Origin of the sequence: Tolypothrix sp. PCC 7712 (assembly GCF_025860405.1) — a bacterium.
In the GTDB taxonomy this organism is placed as follows: Bacteria; Cyanobacteriota; Cyanobacteriia; order Cyanobacteriales; family Nostocaceae; genus Aulosira; species Aulosira diplosiphon.
Genome location: NZ_CP063785.1, coordinates 4,348,940 through 4,366,744 on the forward strand (window position 1 = coordinate 4,348,940; position 17,805 = coordinate 4,366,744).

A 17,805-nucleotide genomic window follows, 5' to 3' on the forward strand; every position below is an offset into this window, starting at 1 on the left:
GCATTTAATATTCCCGAATCTGTATCATCATGAACATTAATGATTGAAAAATGCTATGTTCTCTATAGGAAAATTAAATGCTAGGAAGCGCAGCACAGGTTAATGATGGTTGCACCTGAGTAGGAGATTGATGAGCAACTAGCTCGATTTTGCCTTGGGCGTTACGATGCCAAGATGTAGCTTCGGTTAAAACTGCTGGTAATTTGGGTGCGTGAGTAATTCTCTCACCGATGTTTCGATATGCAGAGATATCACGAATATCAGACCAAGTGCGATCGCTCCTCAATTCCTGTGTAGGATTTTGTGGTAAACCACCCCTTCCAGTGGCGACAAAACTACTACCTTGATTTTCCGCACAGCCTGTAGCAATTTCTTGAGACGAGTCAGTAATATTGCTGGCAGTTCAATTAAACCAGAATTGGGATCAACACCGACAGTAAGCTATTCTGCTTTTAAGTTGCACAATCCCTCATGAGGGCTGTTGACCGTTGACCGTTGACAGTCAACCGTTAACAGTTAACAGCCTTCTTGAGTAGTTATGCAATTTAGGCGCGCATTAGCTTATTGATAGGTTATTTCCCCTCTGGGTACCGTTGATGATGGTAAAGTTATTGTTACTTTGGGAGACTTTGGTATTAAGTGTTTCGTCAGGCATCACCTGGGCGTTAGTAACATTGCTGTAGAGAAGCGTAGCACCCACAACTATTCCACTGTTCAATATGTTCTTTAGCCAGCCCAATTGCATAGAAGTTGTTTTCCTTTTGTCGTTCACTCTTGATAGCCCACAGTTCAAATAGACTTAATAAATTAAGTCCACATACCCAACAATGAGCGAGTGCTATATTCAAAGGTTGTATCTCGCTTTTATCAAAATGGCGAATATTGCACTGAGAAGTACAAACCATTTTCTTGGAGACTACGCTTTTCCCCTTCTACAGATGTCAAAGGAATACCCCAATCTATACGGGCTGAGAAGTTATTGTTTTGCTTCCATAGCAGCCCTACACCAGTCCCCACCAAAGTACTTGGAGATGGATCGCTACCCTTAACATTCCAACCTTTACCCACATCAATGAAAGGTGTCAGCTGTAATACTCCCCCCATTTTTGGGGCACGCAAAATCGGTAATCGAAATTCTGCTGAGAATAACATGCCATTATCTGTAAGCAATGTATCTTGGCGATAGCCACGTACACTTAATTGTCCACCCAAACCAAATTGCTCTAGAGGTACGAGAGAATCTGCTGCTAGTTGTAAATCGCCCCTTGCTAAAAATAGGGTGTCTGGTGCCAATTGTCGTACCCATTGCGCCTGTCCTCGCCAAGAGAAAAAGCGGCTATCTGGTTCGTTATCGTTAACATTGGCACCAAACCAATCTACACCCAAACTAAATTGCGATCGCGCTGCAAAAACTTGGCTGGTAGTACGTTGGGTATATTCCTGAAAAAAGCGAAAGGCAGAAATATTGGTTCTTCCTTGAGCATCTGCACCAGGTGAAAGTTTAAATGGCCCAATATTATCGATACCTAACTCAGTTTGACTTTCTTGGCGCGAGAACGACACACCCACCGCTAATTCCTGGGAAGGTTTTTGTATTAATGGTTGTCGATAGCCAAATTCGTAAGATGTGGTATTCGATTGAATATCAAGAACGCTGAATGGTTCTTCAATTACTCTGTTCCAACCTTTGTTGAAGCCGAAAGAAAGTGTGCCATTATGGGCATTAATTGGGAGGGTGTAATTCAAATTAACTGTATTACTACCATCGGTATTAGCGTATCCGATACTGAGAGTGTCGCCTAAACCGAGTAAATTGGCTTCTTGTAGATCCACACCCCGACGGAAACTACCTACACTAGGCGATCGCCCATTATCTAGAGATGCTGTGAGGCTGAAGGTGTCGGCTTCTTGAACTTCGACTTGTAATATATTGCTTCCCGGAGTTACCCCCATCTGTAACTCAGCTGAGAGATTTTGAATGCGCGGATCGAGGCGGAGTAGTTGCAACTTTTCGATTAAGCGCGGCACATTCAAGGGAGTTCCTGCACCAAGTCGAATGCGATCGCGAATGTATTGACTACGCAATCGGCGATTACCAGTAATCTTGATTTCTTGGACGCTACCTTCGATCACCTGAATTTTGATTACCCCAGCTTCTACTGTTTGCGGTGTAATCAATGCGCCTGTAGTGACATAACCGTTATCGCTGTACAGCTTGGTAATCGCATCTTTGATTTGTAACAACTCTGCAAAACTGAGTTCTTTACCCACAAAAGGATCTGTAATCGTGGCAAACTGTTCTGCTTTGAAAACTGTACTCCCTAAAACTTCAATGCGCTCTACTCGAAACTTAGCATTAAGATCGTCTTGCCAGGGAGTTGACTGATTTGGTAATTGTGGCGGAGGTAGTATGGGATTGGTTTTTGGTGGCTGCGGTAGCACATCCGCAGGTAATGGTGTCACCGGAACTTCTTCTACTCTCCCAGGTGGTAAGGTTTGAGGATTAGCTGTTTGGGCATAGGTATTTTGACAGTTACCCAAAACTGCTGCTAAAACAAAGCTGAAACTTAGAGGCTTTAATAAAAAATTGGATCTGAATATTTGTTGGCTGAAAAAAACACATTTATTCTGCATAAGATTTTGTAATAATTTTTACCTTTGTTTCTTTACCTCCTTGAACAATGCTTGAATCGTCATGTATAAGTTAGCGATCAAAGCTTAACAAGTCCATTTCCCAACACTAAAATAAGTAATATCTAAAGACGCTGCAGATTGTTTCTGTATCCAACTGACCAGAACGCCAAATTCACGAATGGGGACTGGGGAATAGGGAAGTAAATCAGGAGAGGAGGACAAACAATTCAAAATTATGGCGAATAGCCATTACCTCTTGAATATTGACAAAATATTTTCATGCGCCCTGATTAAACCTGAGCGCGTACCCAAGCTTTAATGACTAATTAATGTACCTATTTATATATGTCTGGTCATATCATACTGATGCTCAAGCGCATTAGTAAGCCGAAATTATACTGTAATTTCGTATCTGAATAGCAAAAAACTACGTATTTTCCGAATGCTGAATTTCCCATTGCAACAGATAAAAGCCGCTTTAATAAAGTGTTGCTAATTGAAATCGTTAAAAAAAAGAAAAATAAAATGTTATAAATTATACAATAAATATATGATTGCAGCGCCCTCATAAACTACATATTTATTTCTTAGGTACTTCCAGAAAATAAATTATCCAATGTACTCCGAGAATATATTCTTTGTCCCCCCTGCTTATTGAGACGTGATTAATCGCATCTCTGTCCCGCAAGTCCCTGAGCAGGTGGGGTGTTGCCTGTGAAGCTGGTGCTCAGAAAATTATTGGTCTTAACACACATTTCCCAAAGTGCGTATTATAATTGAAGTATGAAGAACATGGGTCCGTCACGGTTTCGACAGGTTGGCGAACGCTGCTCTGTGATTCAGGTCGAGAGTGAGTCTCCTCTCGCAAATCCAAGGCTCAAAACAAAAGTAAATGCGAACAATATCGTAAAATTTGCTCGTAAGGAAGCCCTAGTTGCTGCCTAATAGCCTCTTATAGGTCCGAGCGTCTTTAGTCCGACTCCGTTAAGGGCTAGAGACCAACCCCAACGGATGCTCTAGCAAGTATTCTCTGGTTGACTTGCTAGCTAAGACTTAATCAGAGCATCCTACGTTCGGGATAATGAACGATTCCCGCCTTGAGGGTCAGATAGGCTAAACCTGTGAATGAGCGGAGGGTCAATACCCAATTTGGACAGCAGTTCGACTCTGCTCGGATCCACTACAAATATTGAACAAGTCCACCTGATAATTTAATATCTAGGTGGATTTTGTTTTTAGCCTCAAGACATGGTTAGTCCCTAAGGTAAATGGTTGGTTCTTCCTTACCTGTTATGCCAAATTATTAGTTAAACATGAAAAATAACTGTCAATGGCTGTCATTGCTTCTAGTACTCTTAGGCTACTATTTGCTACGCAACGCTAATATGTAGTATATAGTAGATATTAGTAAGTATTTGAAGTCTATTGACGGTTTATAACTTAGTTTGGTTTATTTTCATCGATTTATTTAGCTCAGTAAAGGAACTTCAATAGTAAAGCAACTTCCCTTCCCAACCTCGCTATGAACCCAAATATTACCGCCATGTTGTTCGACAATTTGCTTGACTAAAACTAGCCCTAATCCACTACCTTCATATTGACGGCTCAAACCGCTATCCAATTGCACAAAAGGTTGAAAAAGTTTATCAATATCTTCTGGGGCTATGCCAATGCCAGTATCTGCTATGGATATGACCAGCCAAGCATGATGATTTTGCGTAGGGTCAATATATTTAATTTCTGTTTTATAAACTGATGTGGGAACAGATTCAACTGTTAGTGTAACCTGACCACCCTGAGGAGTAAATTTAACGGCATTACTCAGTAAATATATTATTGATTGAGCTATACGTTGTTTATCAATCGTAATTTTCTTTAAATTCGGCTGAATTTCTGCAAGTAATTGAATATCTTTCTTTACCGCTTTTTGACTAATTATAGCGATAACATGGTTACAAATTTCTTCAATATTAACTGATGTGAGTTCCAGTTCTATTGTGCCTCTTTCGATTCTGGATACATCAAGAATATCGTTGATTAAAGCCAGCAGATTTTCTCCACTCTGTTCAATAGTTAATAGTGCTTGTTTTTGTGGCTCGTTGATAGTACCAAAAATTTCATCTTTTAACCCTTCTGTCATACCCAATATGGCATTAAGAGGAGTACGCAGTTCATGACTCATCACCGAAAGAAAATTACTTTTTGCTCGGTTAGCAATTTCTGCCTGATCTTTAGCTTTAATCAGTTCAGCCGTGCGTTCTTGGACAAGTTCTTCCAATTCCACCTGTAATGAATACAAAGAAACATGGGTTTTTACTCTTGCTAATACTTCTTTTTCTTGGAAGGGTTTACAAATGTAATCGACTGCTCCTAACTCTAAAGCTTGAACCTTACTGCTAGTATCAGATAAAGCCGTCATAAAGATAATGGGAATTTTCTCAGTACCAGAATTAGCCTTCAACCTCCGACAAGTTTCAAATCCATCGATTCCCGGCATCATCACATCTAGCATGATTAAATATGGGTGAGCATATCCTGCCTGTTCAATAGCTGATTCTCCATCTGTGGCCATTAATGTTTTCCAGCCACATCCGTTTATCATTTCTGATAACACTTTCAAATTATGAGGATTATCATCTACTAAAAGAATATGCTTTAATTTGGCAGAACTATTTTCTATCATTTTTAATCCCTTGGCAAATATAGTTGCTAGCTTTCCTCTGCTGTAGGTAACAAAAGCAAGTTATACATGTCTTTTGATAATTGATTTAAATTATTTGCAGACTCTAGTACAAGAAGGCTGTATCTCTACGGGGAAGCAAGCTACGCGTAGCGTCTCTCTCCGCAGGAGAAGTATGAAGGCTAAAGTATGAAAGAAAGAGGTATATGAAGTAGTTCTTTGAGGCATTTAGAATAATAGCCTAATTTACGCCCTGTTATGCTACAATGCCTCCATGATTGGCTTATATTTACCAAAATACGCAATAATTCACCTGTTAAACCATAGTTTTTGCTTATTTATTAGCTTTTAAACTGCTTTTACTTGCATACCCTGATTTTTGGTTAATGACTCAATTTATCAATAATGTAGTGCTGTTACAAGCGATATTATTTTGGGAAATATACATTCAGAGTCAGTTCACTCAATATTAGGTGATCACAATAAATTATATGCACATAAAAAAGTTTCAGGCACAGTTTTTGGGTAGGCATACACCCCATTAAGTATTGCGCTACATCTTTGCTTTAAATAACAGATTTTTTATCAAATGCTTGTACTGAATCGGCTCTTTAATAGGTGTAATTAGAGACTGACTGATGAAAGCAACTGTTGTTTGGTTAGGTTTGGTAAATATAGCGGTTCTGCCATTGAGTGCAATTTGACAAATGACAGTCCTCTCCTATCAGAGACGCTACAAGTAGCTTATTTCCCCAAAAAGGTACACCAGTGCTCTTGCCTTTTCCATAATTCACTAAACAACCAGCATTAAAAGCTGAAATTGATAGATTGCATCATCAGTTGGGCAATATTTAAGAAAGTGCTGTGACTAATTTTTAACCTATGAGTAATGAGTTATGACTTTTTTCATCACACAACGTCGTTATCTATATATCAGTCTGAGTCTTCTGAGTTTGTGTTTAGCTGTAACTATCACACCTGCTAGAGCATCTGTGGAAGTATCTACAAATCCTATTTTCAACGCTTCAACATCTACCAATCAGCTAGAAGAGGGACGAAACCTCTATCGCTCAGGGCAATTTACAGAAGCAGTTAAAGTTTGGCAAACAGCAGCACAGCAATATCACACTCAAGGAGATCGCCTCAATGAAGCCTTGAGTTTAAGTTATGTCTCACTGGCACAACAGGAACTTAATCAATGGCCAGCCGCCAGTCAATCTATTGAGGAAAGTGTCAAGCTTTTACAAAAACTTTCACCCCCTGCTGATGCAATTGTCTGGGCGCAAATACTCAATACTAGAGGAAATTTGCAACTACACACTGGTAAAGCCGAAGTTGCTCTGGAAAGTTGGCAACAAGCTCAAAAATTTTATGAGCAAGCAGGCGACCAGATGGGCAATTTGGGTAGTCAAATCAACCAAGCACAGGCTTTACAAAGTTTAGGATTTTATCGCCGTTCTAAACAGCAGTTAGAGGCGCTCACGCAAAAACTGGCAGCAATGCCAGATTCAGAAGTCAAAGTGAGTGGGTTGCGATCGCTTGGTTTAGCGCTGCAAATGATTGGCGATTCTGGCAAGAGTCAACAGATATTAGAGCAAAGTTTAGCAGCCGCCAATAAAATTGGTGCTACACCTCATTTAAGTTCTATTTTGTTGAATTTGGGTAAAACTGCCGTAGACTTACAAGATCCGGATGCGGCATTAGATTACTTTGAACAGGCACAAAAAATCACTGCTAATCCAGGCGATCAATTACAAGCGCATCTAGCTCTGTTTAAACTTTTCATTGACTACGACAAGCTGGAACTAGCTGCTCCTTTAGCACCGCAAATACAACAACAACTGGCAGAACTGCCTACCAGCCATACCTCCCTCTACGCAGCCATCAATTTTGTTGCTACCCTCAATCGCTTAGAAAATCCTGAGCAAATCGTACCTCTCAAGGATTTGGGTCAACTGATGGCCGTGACAGTTAAGTCTGCACAGCAGCTGCAAGATACACAAGCAGAAGCTTACGCACTGCATCAATGGGGAAAACTTTATAGTCGGACACAGCAGTTAGCGCAGGCCAAAGAATTAGCGCAGAAATCCCTCAATATTGCCCGCCAACTCGAAGCCGAGGATATCATTGCTCAATCAGCTTGGCAGGTGGGTAAGTTGTATAAACAACAAGGCGATCGCCCAAAAGCAATTAAAGCTTATAGTGAAGCAGTTAAGGCTTTAAAGGCACTGCGGGGCGATTTGGTGGCTATTAATCCAGATGTCCAGTTTTCTTTTCGCGAGAGTGTCGAGCCTGTTTACCGGGAACTGGTAGGTTTACTGTTAGACGAGCAACCAACTCAAACAGAACTCATGCAAGCCCGTGAGTTAATCGAATCTCTACAAATTGCCGAATTAGATAACTTTTTCCGCGAAGCCTGTTTAGATAGAGCTAAACAGATTGACCAGGTTGACCCCACAGCAACGGTGGTTTATCCGATTATTTTGCCTGATCGCCTAGCAGTTATTCTCTCTCAAACTGGGCATCCACTGCGTTATTATGTGACACACAAATCTCAAGGGGAAATTGAGCAAACTCTCGACAAATTATTAGTTGGCTTTAACCCTGTCTCCGATTCTAAAGAACGCGATCGCGTTTCTCAACAGATTTACGATTGGCTAATTCGCCCAGCAGAAGCAGACCAAGCTTTCAAAGATACTAAGACATTGGTATTTGTGCTGGATGGTCACTTACGTAATATTCCGATGGCAGCTTTATATGATGGTAAGCAATACCTCATCGAAAAGTATGCTGTGGCCCTTTCACCGGGAATGCAATTAATAGCCGCGCGATCGCTCCAACAAAATCATATTGATGCGATCGTTGGTGGTATCAGTGAATCTCGTAGTGGCTTTAGCGCTTTGCCGGCTGTGGAATCAGAAGTGAGGCAAATCTCTAAGACAGTACCTTCTTCGATGTTGCTCAATCAGCAATTCACCGGTCAAGCTCTTGCGGATCGTGTCAAATCTAGTAGTGCTGATGTTGTCCATTTAGCAACCCACGGACAATTTAGTTCCCGCCTAGAAGATACTTTCTTACTTACTTGGGATGGAGAAGTTAATGTCAGAGAGTTGTCCGAACTCCTAAAAAATCGAGGTAACGAGCCATCGAAAGCGATTGAGTTGCTCGTATTGAGTGCCTGTGATACAGCCACTGGTGATGATCGCGCTGTGCTGGGATTAGCAGGATTAGCTGTCAAGTCTGGTGCCCGTTCCACTATCGCCACCCTCTGGCCAGTTAAAGATAAGGCAGCTGCTATGCTGATGACTCGCTTCTACGATCAACTACGACAACCCAACATCACTAAAGCCGAAGCACTGCGACAAGCCCAAATCAACCTAATTCGCCAAACTGATTTTGTCGATCCGTTCTTTTGGTCTGCTTTTGTTTTAGTCGGCAGTTGGCAGTAAGTATTACTCAAGTATAAGTACTGTTTTAATAGTAAATTATTGAACGTAAAATATCAGTACTTAGAACTCGTCAATCAAGTGTTTTTCTCAGTGATATCACTGTCTATCTTTTTGGGATATAAGTGTGATATTTATCAAAAATTAGCTGGAAATTATCAGAGAATAAGGAAAATAAGCATATACTAAAACTGTGTATTCCGCTTAAAAAAGTTGTGATTAGATTAATAACACAAGTTTACTTATCAAGTCGGAATAGAGTATTAAATATCACGCCTTGTAAACGAGGTAAAGATAATGAAACGTCAATATTTAGCTAGTACATTAAGCGTCGTCGCTTTGATGGCTAGTACCACATGGTCAAGTGCTTATGCGTTGACATTTACCCCACCTCCAAACAATGGTGCGCCTAGCCAAGCCACAGGAGGGGCTTCTCGTGGTAGTTTATTTACTCCTCCTGCTTCGGGAAAGGGTGCACCTAGCCAAGCCACAGGAGGAGCTTCTCGTGGTAGTTTATTTATTCCTCCTGCTTCGGGAAAGGGTACACCCAGACAAGCTACAGGAGGGGCTTCTCGTGGTAGTTTATTTACTCCTACCTCGGGAAAAGGTACACCCAGACAAGCCACAGGAGGAGCTTCTCGCGGTAGTTTATTTACTCCTACCTCGGGAAAAGGTACACCCAGACAAGCCACAGGAGGGGCTTCTCGCGGTGACCTGTTTACACCAGTTGCGGGGAAAGGTACACCACGACAAGCGAGTGGGGGTGCTTCTCGCGGCGACTTGTTTACACCGGTTGCTGGGAAAGGTACACCACAACAAGCAGCAGGCGGCGCTTCTCGCGTTGGTACATACGAATTAAATCCTTCAACAGTAGCAGCAACAGGGCCAGCAGCGCTGATTGCACTCCTACCTGAAAGCTTTTATGGCACAACATTGTCAGAACATCCGACAATTCTGGTCTATATTCCAGCTTCCAATGCTGCAGAAGCCGTATTCAGTCTCAAGGATGAAGCGGGCAATACGCAGCATCAAATGACTGTTCCTGTTGCGGGTAAATCTGGAGTAATTGCTGTGCAATTGCCTACAGATGCACCTGCTTTAGCCGTGAACAAAAATTACCATTGGTTTTTGGCGCTGAAAATAAATGGAGAACTCAGTCCCAGTACACCTTACGTCGATGGTTGGATTCAACGCATCCAGCCCAATGCAGAATTAGCAACGGCAATGCAGGATCAAGACGCTTTGAAACGGGCGACAGCTTTGGGTAAAAACGGGGTTTGGTATGACTGTGTGGCCACACTTGCTATGTTACACACCGATCAACCAACTAATGTCAGCCTCAGCAAGCAATGGGAAGAACTCCTCTCATCAGTCAGCTTGAAAGAGTTGGCCACGGTTCGGTTAAATTAATTTTCAGTATTTCGTAGCCAGTGCTGCTGGCTACGAAATTATTTATCCTGAAATTGAAAATGGGTAATGGGTATGTGGAATAAGGCTTTTAGTGAAATGGTATGAAAGAATTTTTGAATTACAAATTACGTATTTGCTTCTTACCGGAGGCGCGTCTTACGAATTAGTAATTATTAATTATATTGACTGCAATAAATTAACTGTGTGGCCCAAATATGTGGCACAAATTCAAGGCTTTTATTCAACAAACTCGTAGCATTTTAATTATTACACCCAGCGTTGCCCTAACGGTTATATTTGGGCAGTCTTTGGGACTTTTTAATTTGCCAGAATGGAAAATCCGCGATGAATGGTTTCGTGAGTCATCCCAAGACAAGATAGCTGACGAAATTGTGATTGTGACAATCGATGAGCAAGATATTCAATCGGTACGGAAATGGCCAATTCCAGATTGGGCATTAGCTGAATTACTAGATAAAATTCGTGCACAAAAACCTAGAGCTATTGGCTTGGATCTCTATCGAGATTTACCGGAAGGCACTGGCAATGAACAACTAGTAAAAGTTTTTAGTAGTACTCCTAATTTAATTGGAGTAGAGAAAATCACAGGTGAGCGTGTTCAACCTCCACCAGAATTAAAAAAACGCGATCAAGTGGGATTAGCTGATTTGGTATTGGATGGCGATCGCTTTGTCCGCCGTGCCCTTTTAACAGCTGAAGATCCCAAAGAAAAAGGTACTCTTAAAGCTGGGATGGCAACCTTAGTAGCACTTAAGTACTTAGAAGCTGATGGTATTAGTTTAGAAAGTATTGACCCCAAACAACAAAAGTTTCAATTGGGTCAGGAAACCTACGTACCTCTAAAAAATCAAGAAGCAGGTTATGCTGATGATGATTTAGGCGGCTATCAAATTCTACTTAACTGGCATGGTTCCGAAACTGCATTTCATACAGTGAAGATGCGGAATGTTTTAGCTGGGCGAATTCCGGCAAACTTCATGCGCGATCGCATGGTGTTTATTGGCTCAGTTGCATCTAGTACTAATGATTTTTTCAGCACACCTTTTTCCTCTGGGTTATCTGCTCAAAAACCGACTCCAGGTGTAGTGATCCATGCCAATATTGCTCACCAATTAGTACGAGGGGCAAAAACTGGTCGAACCACTCTCCACGGTATTTCTGGGATTTCTACATCAATTTGGATTGTTTTTTGGGCTTTGCTGGGTTCAACTGGTAGTTGGTTAGTAGCAAGTACTCGTACTGGGTGGCGGGTTCCTGGTGGTAAAATGCTGTGGGCAACTTTAGGCACCAGTGGGCTGTGTTTGGGTGGTACTTACGGTGCATTTCTGTACGGGATCGTAATTCCAGTAACACCCGCTTTAGCCGCCTTTATTAGTAGCGTGATTGCTACAACAAATGCCTATAAACAACAAAAATTAGAACAAACAAATCGCCAACTAGAAATTGCTAACGATCAACTCTTGGACTATTCCAAAACCCTAGAGACAAAAGTTGAAGAACGTACTCAAGAACTACTAGAAGCCAAGCAAGCGGCTGATACTGCTAACCAAGCAAAGAGTGAGTTTTTGGCAAATATGAGTCACGAGTTACGTACGCCGCTCAATGGCATCTTAGGTTTTGCCCAGGTACTAGAAGGCTCGCCCAACTTAACAGCAAAAAACCTCGAAGGAGTCCGGATCATCCATCAATGCGGCTCACATTTACTGATGCTGATCAATGACATTCTCGACCTTTCCAAGATTGAAGCCCGAAAATTGGAATTGGTAACGACTAATGTGCATTTATCGAGCTTCTTACATAGCGTTACCGAGATTTGTGGTATTCGAGCACAGCAAAAAAAGATAGCATTTAATATTTTAATTAGCGATCGCCTACCATCTGTAATACAAGCCGATGAAAAACGCTTGCGCCAATTATTAATAAATTTGCTGGGTAATGCCATCAAATTCACAGATACTGGTGGTGTGACCTTCAAAGTAGAATTACTAGAAGCTGAGAATCAGGAAAATACTCAAACACCAAATCCCAAAATTCGCTTCCAAATTGAAGATACAGGTATTGGGATGCCACACGATCAAATCGAGAAAATCTTTTTGCCTTTTGAGCAAGTCGGTAAAGGCGGACAGCGATCTGATGGTACTGGCTTAGGATTGGCGATTAGCCAAAGGATTGCGGCATTGATGGGGAGCGAAATTCAAGTGCAGAGCCACCTGGGTGAAGGTAGCGTATTTTGGCTAGATTTGGCAGTATCAGTACCACTTTCCCATGACTGGCATACAGACTCAATCTCTCCCACGCAGCAGAAAATTAGCGGCATTCAGGGTAGTGCGCCTCAGATTCTCATTGTTGATGATGATGAAAATCACCGTGCGTTATTAATTAATTTATTACAACAAATTGGTTGTCGAATTTTAGAAGCCAGCGAAGGCAAACAAGGGTTAGCATTAGCCAAAGAATACATTCCGGATGTGATTTTGCTTGATTTAGCTATGCCCAATATGGATGGTTTTGAGTTGATGGTACATCTACAATCGCAGCCACAAACTCGTTCGATTCCGATTATTGTTTCGAGTGCCAATGTATTTGAAGAAAATCGTCAGCGCAGTTTAGAGGCTGGCGCAACAGCATTTGTACCCAAACCCCTGCAAGTTGAGGAACTATTGAATGCCTTGCGTTCGGTGTTGAAAGTGGAATGGATTTATGCCCAACCTGCACCGCAACAGTCATCTGCGCCACTTGAGCAGCCATTAGAGAGCGAATTTGTTTTACCATCGCAAGATATTTTACAACATATGTATCATTTGGCAATGATGGGAGATATTCCGGCGATTGAGGGAATTATAGAAGAGTTAGTAGAGCAAAACAGCCAATACAGTAATCTTGCGAACGAGTTGAAACAACTTACTGCTACTTTCCAAACGGGTAAAATCCGTAAATTACTTAAATCATTTATCACCACGGAGTCACGTCAATGATGACTGATCCTCTTTCAAAGTCAATGCATATCTTATTAGTGGATGACAATCCCAACAATCTCAAGGTGCTATCAGAAGCGATTCAGGGACATGGTTGGAAAGCACTCATGGCCACAGATGGCGAATCTGCGATCGAACAAACAGAATATGCCCATCCGGATCTCATTCTCTTAGATGTGATGATGCCAGGTATAGATGGGTTTGAGACTTGTCGAAGATTAAAAGCCAATCCTATAACTAAAAATACACCTATTATTTTCATGACAGCTTTATCTGAAACTACAGATAAAGTCAAAGGATTAGAAATTGGGGCTGTTGACTACATTACCAAACCTTTTCAACAAGAAGAAGTCATTGCCCGATTAAAGCTACACCTCAAAATCTCCTATCTAACTCGGACATTAGAACAACGGGTGCAAGAACGCACCGCTGAATTAAGCCAGTCTATACAAAGGTTGCAACAAACTCAACTGCAACTCATTCAAAGCGAGAAAATGTCCACCTTAGGACAACTAGTTGCAGGTATTGGTCATGAGATTAATAACCCAGTTGGTTTTCTTGACGGCAATACTGCTCATATCAAGGGATATGTCAACCATTTGCTGCGGTTGATATATCTTTATCAAGAGAAGCTACCAGATCCCGATCCAGAAATTGAAGATTTAGTTGAGGAAATCGACTTTGAGTATATTACTGAGGATCTCCCCAAATTGTTAACATCAATGTCTCAGGGAATTTCTCGCCTAAAAGATATCAGCTTGTCTTTGAGAACCTTTGCCCGTGCTGATATGTCATCCAAGGTAGAGTATCAAATTCATGAAGGTATTGATAGCACTTTAATGCTGTTGAAACATCGCCTCAAAGATAGTGGCGATCGCCCTCGAATTCATACTATCACTGAATACGGTGAATTACCCCCAATCAGTTGCTATCCAGGACAACTGAATCAGGTGTTTATGAATATCATTGCCAATGCCATTGATGCCTTTGATGAATACTATCACAACCACTCTCATCAAGCACCACTAAATGAACAAAATACTCTAACTATTACAACATCAGTTGATCCTCAGCAGCAAAGCGTCACAATTTGCATCCAGGATAATGGCCCCGGTATGCCTCCAGAAGTGCAAGCTAGAGTTTTTGAGCCATCATTTACCACCAAACCTGTGGGTAAAGGTACTGGATTAGGTTTAGCGATTAGCTACCAAATTATTGTTGATAAACATAATGGACAAATTAGATGCTTCTCAATGCCTGGAGAAGGAACTAAATTCGTTATTATCTTGCCTATTTAACAGGCTATTAAATAATTTTAAAAAACTTATTTTTATATTAATTTTTGAATTCAATTAACTCAAACGATAAAATTTATTTTAGTATGCGTTAGCGTCAGCTTAACGCATCACATTTATAGCAATTACCCCATCACAGGTAAGCTAACTTTTTTTGATAACCAATCATACCAAGTTTCTAACCCAGCACCTGTAGTAGAAGAAACTTGAAAAATCTGAATTTCTGGGTTAACTTGACGTGCATATTCTAGACATTTTTGCACATCAAATTGTACATAAGGCAATAAATCGATTTTAGTGAGAATCATCACCTCACTAGCGCGGAACATATGCGGATATTTAATTGGTTTATCTTCTCCTTCAGTTACAGAGAGAATGACAACTTTTGCCTGTTCGCCTAAATCAAATAATGCTGGACAAACTAAGTTACCCACATTCTCAATCATCACCACTGAGTTTAAAGGTGGGTTGAGTTGTTGTAAACCCCTTTCAATCATCGAAGCATCTAAATGACAGCCTGTACCTGTGTTAATTTGCACAACTTTACAGCCAGTTTCTTGAATTTTTTTGGCATCATTAGTTGTTTCTTGATCGCCTTCAATGACGCTGATAGTTAATTTAGATTTTAAATCATTAATAGTGCGAGTTAATAAAGTTGTTTTACCAGCACCAGGAGAACTCATTAAATTTAATGCCAGAATATTTCGCCCTTTAAACCAGCCCCGATTTTGAGCAGCTAAGAGGTTATTCTTTGCTAAAATATCTTGTTCTAAACTAATTGTTGTACCATGCATTTTGGCATGAATCTGCGATGCTTCTTGATGATGGTCGTGACTATGGGAATGGGTAATTACAGTACCATCTGGTAAGGTATGAGTGTGATTGCCATCATCATGATGATGGTGATGATGATTTACTTCACCTGTAGCTAAATTAGTTACTTTGCTTTCTGCATCGTCAGAACAACCGCAAGTTACACACATATTTCCTCTATTTCTATTTCCTTAATTTTTAATTCTTCACCAGTTATTAAATTTAATTGCACGCTACCACATTCACAAACACCAAAGGGTTTGTCTAAAGCAATTTTGTTGCCACATTGACGACATTCTGCTAAACCAGGAATTTCTCTAATTTCTAATTTTGCACTTTCTAAAACTGTACCTTGAGCGCAAATATCAAAACAAAACCGAATGGCATCAGGCATAATGGCTGATAGCTTGCCAATTTCTAATGCGACTCTTTGAACTTTTTTACCTTGGGCGTGTTCTGTGACTATGGCAACAATATTTTGTGTAATTCCGAGTTCGTGCATAGATTTATGAGGGAAATTTATAACCGCCGATGAACGCGGATTAACACAGATAATTATTGATGTTAATTTGCGATTTTTTGAGATAATTTATAGGAATGATATCAAACATGGTTAGTAATAATTAACAAATTCTGGGTAATTGGTCGCCTACTAACATATCAACAATTCGTTCGGCATTGAAAAGAGTTTTTAATAAAACTACACCTTCAGGTGAAGGGATAGCTTCACCAAGAATGGCAGCCTCTTTACCAGCCGGGTGAGATTTCATGGCTGCTAGAACTGCTTCTGCTTTTTGTTTGGGTACTACTACTACTAACTTACCTTCGTTGGCAAGATACAAGGGATCTAAACCGAGAAGTTCACAAACGCCTTTGACTTCTTCCCTAACTGGAATAGATTGTTCGTAGAGGCGGATTCCTACATCTGAACTGAGGGCAAATTCGTTTAAAACTGTGGCTAAACCACCACGAGTTGCATCTCGCATGGCATGAACTTCTGGGCAAACATTGAGGATGGTTTCTACTAAACTATGCAATGGTTGACAGTCACTTTCAATATTAGTATCTAATGCTAATTCACCACGGGCAATTAAAATTGCTGCACCATGATTGCCTAATTCGCCATTGATAATGATGGCATCTCCTGGCTGAATTTTATGGGCAGAAATTTCAATTCCGGGAGGAATAATGCCAATACCAGCAGTATTAATAAATAGTTTATCGGCAGCACCGCGATGTACAACTTTGGTGTCACCAGTCACAATTTGAATACCCGCTTGATTAGCGGCTGCTTTCATACTGGTAACTACACGGCGTAAAGTTTCTATTGGTAAGCCTTCTTCTAAAATTACGCTACAAGTAAGATATAAAGGTTTTGCACCACTCACGGCTAAATCATTAATTGTGCCATTGATGGCTAATTCTCCAATATCGCTACCTGGAAAAAATAAGGGATCTACAACATAGGAATCAGTAGTAAAAGCTAATCTGTCTCCCTGTTGCATGAGACTGGCTAAGTTAAAACTAGCTTGGTCTTCTAGTTGGGAGAGAATGGGGTTATCAAAACTTTGGACAAAAATATCATCAATTAAATCGCGCATGGCTTTACCACCACTACCATGTGCGAGGGTAATATGAGTATCTCGCACTTTAGGCTGGCGACGGCGAATTTTTTCGATTTTTTGAAATAGGGGATTTTGTGCTGAGTTGGTTGGTAAAACTTCCATATCGAATTTTTCTAATTTATTTTTTTAGCTAAGGCGGTGCGTTGCGCTATGCGACAACACACCCTACTTTTTGAAATTATTGGTAATAGTTTTAATGATTATGTAGCTTGCTTACCTTCTTTTAGCAATAATTGTGACCAAGCAACAAAAGCTAGTAGAGGAATTGTAGCTACCGTTTCAAATAAGATTAAAGTATTCATTTTTATGGACAGTTCCCACATCGGGGTAATTATGTATTGTCCTAAAGTTAACTGACTCATGATTATATAAATGTACAAACATAAGTAAGCAGAATTGAAAGACCTCTTAATATATTGGTAATAGCCAGCTAAACCTAAAGGTGTCATGACCAACCAACAAGAATCTGTGATTTTAGGTGTGAACCAAGATGGTTCCGGATATTGATTGAAGAAAATAATATTGTCGCTGTAATGCAAAATGGAGGCAACAATATTAATGCCTACTAAACAAAGTAGCCATATTTGACGTTGTTGATTATCGTTGTTCATGAAAATTCCCCTCTATGCGATCGCTATTAATGGGGGCAAAATATTTAGTAGTTATGCCCTCTATTTTATCTGCCCGTTTCTGCGTGTCTACCGCTATGTTTATCAGAGTGTAATTGACCACCAACAGCCCAATTTTCTCTTTCAAATTCATCAATATGAACGGTGATCCACTCTGGTTTAGTACCTAAAGCTGAAACCAGGGCATCAGTGACGGCTTGTACTAGTTTGCGCTTTTTTTCAATTGAGTGACCTTTGGCAATTTGAACTGTAACAAATGGCATAAGTTTATTTTTCC

The 17,805-nt window shown here is 40.6% G+C and carries 11 protein-coding genes, 1 other RNA gene and 1 pseudogene; 5 read left to right on the forward strand and 8 right to left on the reverse strand.

From position 1 onward, the window contains the following. Positions 1-73 precede the first annotated feature (73 nt). Together HGR01_RS17975 and HGR01_RS17980 are read right to left on the reverse strand one after the other, a co-directional pair. Positions 74-435: pseudogene (locus tag HGR01_RS17975) on the reverse strand (S-layer family protein); the annotation flags it as partial. A gap of 432 nt (positions 436-867) precedes the next feature. Further along, positions 868-2,634, reverse strand: a complete 1,767-nt coding sequence (locus HGR01_RS17980; protein WP_096621627.1) for a ShlB/FhaC/HecB family hemolysin secretion/activation protein — start codon at positions 2,632-2,634, stop codon at positions 868-870. A 794-nt stretch (positions 2,635-3,428) separates the two neighbouring features. On the opposite strand from HGR01_RS17980, the gene ssrA reads away from it, so the two are divergent. Beyond that, positions 3,429-3,817: a transfer-messenger RNA gene (gene ssrA / locus HGR01_RS17985) on the forward strand. A gap of 285 nt (positions 3,818-4,102) precedes the next feature. Here the strand turns inward: ssrA and HGR01_RS17990 are convergent. Further along, positions 4,103-5,317, reverse strand: a complete 1,215-nt coding sequence (locus HGR01_RS17990; protein WP_045867418.1) for a hybrid sensor histidine kinase/response regulator — start codon at positions 5,315-5,317, stop codon at positions 4,103-4,105. A gap of 893 nt (positions 5,318-6,210) precedes the next feature. Between HGR01_RS17990 and HGR01_RS17995 the strand changes: the two genes are divergently transcribed. The 4 genes from HGR01_RS17995 to HGR01_RS18010 all read left to right on the forward strand — a co-directional run bounded on the left by HGR01_RS17995 (position 6,211) and on the right by HGR01_RS18010 (position 14,464). Continuing rightward, positions 6,211-8,763, forward strand: a complete 2,553-nt coding sequence (locus HGR01_RS17995) for a CHAT domain-containing protein (protein ID WP_096621630.1) — start codon at positions 6,211-6,213, stop codon at positions 8,761-8,763. Positions 8,764-9,057: 294 nt separating this feature from the next. Continuing rightward, complete coding sequence (locus HGR01_RS18000; protein WP_045867420.1) at positions 9,058-10,170, forward strand: DUF928 domain-containing protein; 1,113 nt, start codon at positions 9,058-9,060, stop codon at positions 10,168-10,170. A gap of 215 nt (positions 10,171-10,385) precedes the next feature. Further along, entirely contained in the window at positions 10,386-13,166 is a 2,781-nt protein-coding gene (locus HGR01_RS18005) for a CHASE2 domain-containing protein (protein WP_045867421.1), read from the forward strand. Beyond that, positions 13,163-14,464 carry a response regulator gene (locus tag HGR01_RS18010; protein ID WP_045867422.1) on the forward strand — a complete coding sequence of 434 codons (1,302 nt, stop codon included), beginning with the start codon at positions 13,163-13,165 and terminating at the stop codon, positions 14,462-14,464. The genes HGR01_RS18005 and HGR01_RS18010 overlap by 4 nt, the downstream gene beginning before the upstream one ends. Before the next feature lie 122 nt (positions 14,465-14,586). On the opposite strand, the gene hypB is transcribed toward HGR01_RS18010, so the two are convergent. The 5 genes from hypB to HGR01_RS18035 all read right to left on the reverse strand — a co-directional run bounded on the left by hypB (position 14,587) and on the right by HGR01_RS18035 (position 17,791). Continuing rightward, entirely contained in the window at positions 14,587-15,444 is an 858-nt protein-coding gene (gene hypB / locus HGR01_RS18015; protein ID WP_096621633.1) for a hydrogenase nickel incorporation protein HypB, read from the reverse strand. Beyond that, positions 15,435-15,776, reverse strand: a complete 342-nt coding sequence (gene hypA / locus HGR01_RS18020; protein WP_045867424.1) for a hydrogenase maturation nickel metallochaperone HypA — start codon at positions 15,774-15,776, stop codon at positions 15,435-15,437. Before hypA ends, hypB begins: the two co-directional genes overlap by 10 nt. Before the next feature lie 121 nt (positions 15,777-15,897). Beyond that, the gene (gene hypE, locus HGR01_RS18025; protein WP_045867425.1) at positions 15,898-17,001 is read right to left on the reverse strand and encodes a hydrogenase expression/formation protein HypE; all 1,104 of its coding nucleotides are present in this window, start codon (positions 16,999-17,001) and stop codon (positions 15,898-15,900) included. Between the two features lie 98 nt (positions 17,002-17,099). Continuing rightward, on the reverse strand, positions 17,100-17,510 hold the full coding sequence (locus HGR01_RS18030; protein WP_045867426.1) for a hypothetical protein: 411 nt from the start codon (positions 17,508-17,510) through the stop codon (positions 17,100-17,102). Positions 17,511-17,575: 65 nt separating this feature from the next. Next, positions 17,576-17,791 carry a tautomerase family protein gene (locus tag HGR01_RS18035; protein WP_045867427.1) on the reverse strand — a complete coding sequence of 72 codons (216 nt, stop codon included), beginning with the start codon at positions 17,789-17,791 and terminating at the stop codon, positions 17,576-17,578. Positions 17,792-17,805: the final 14 nt, after the last annotated feature.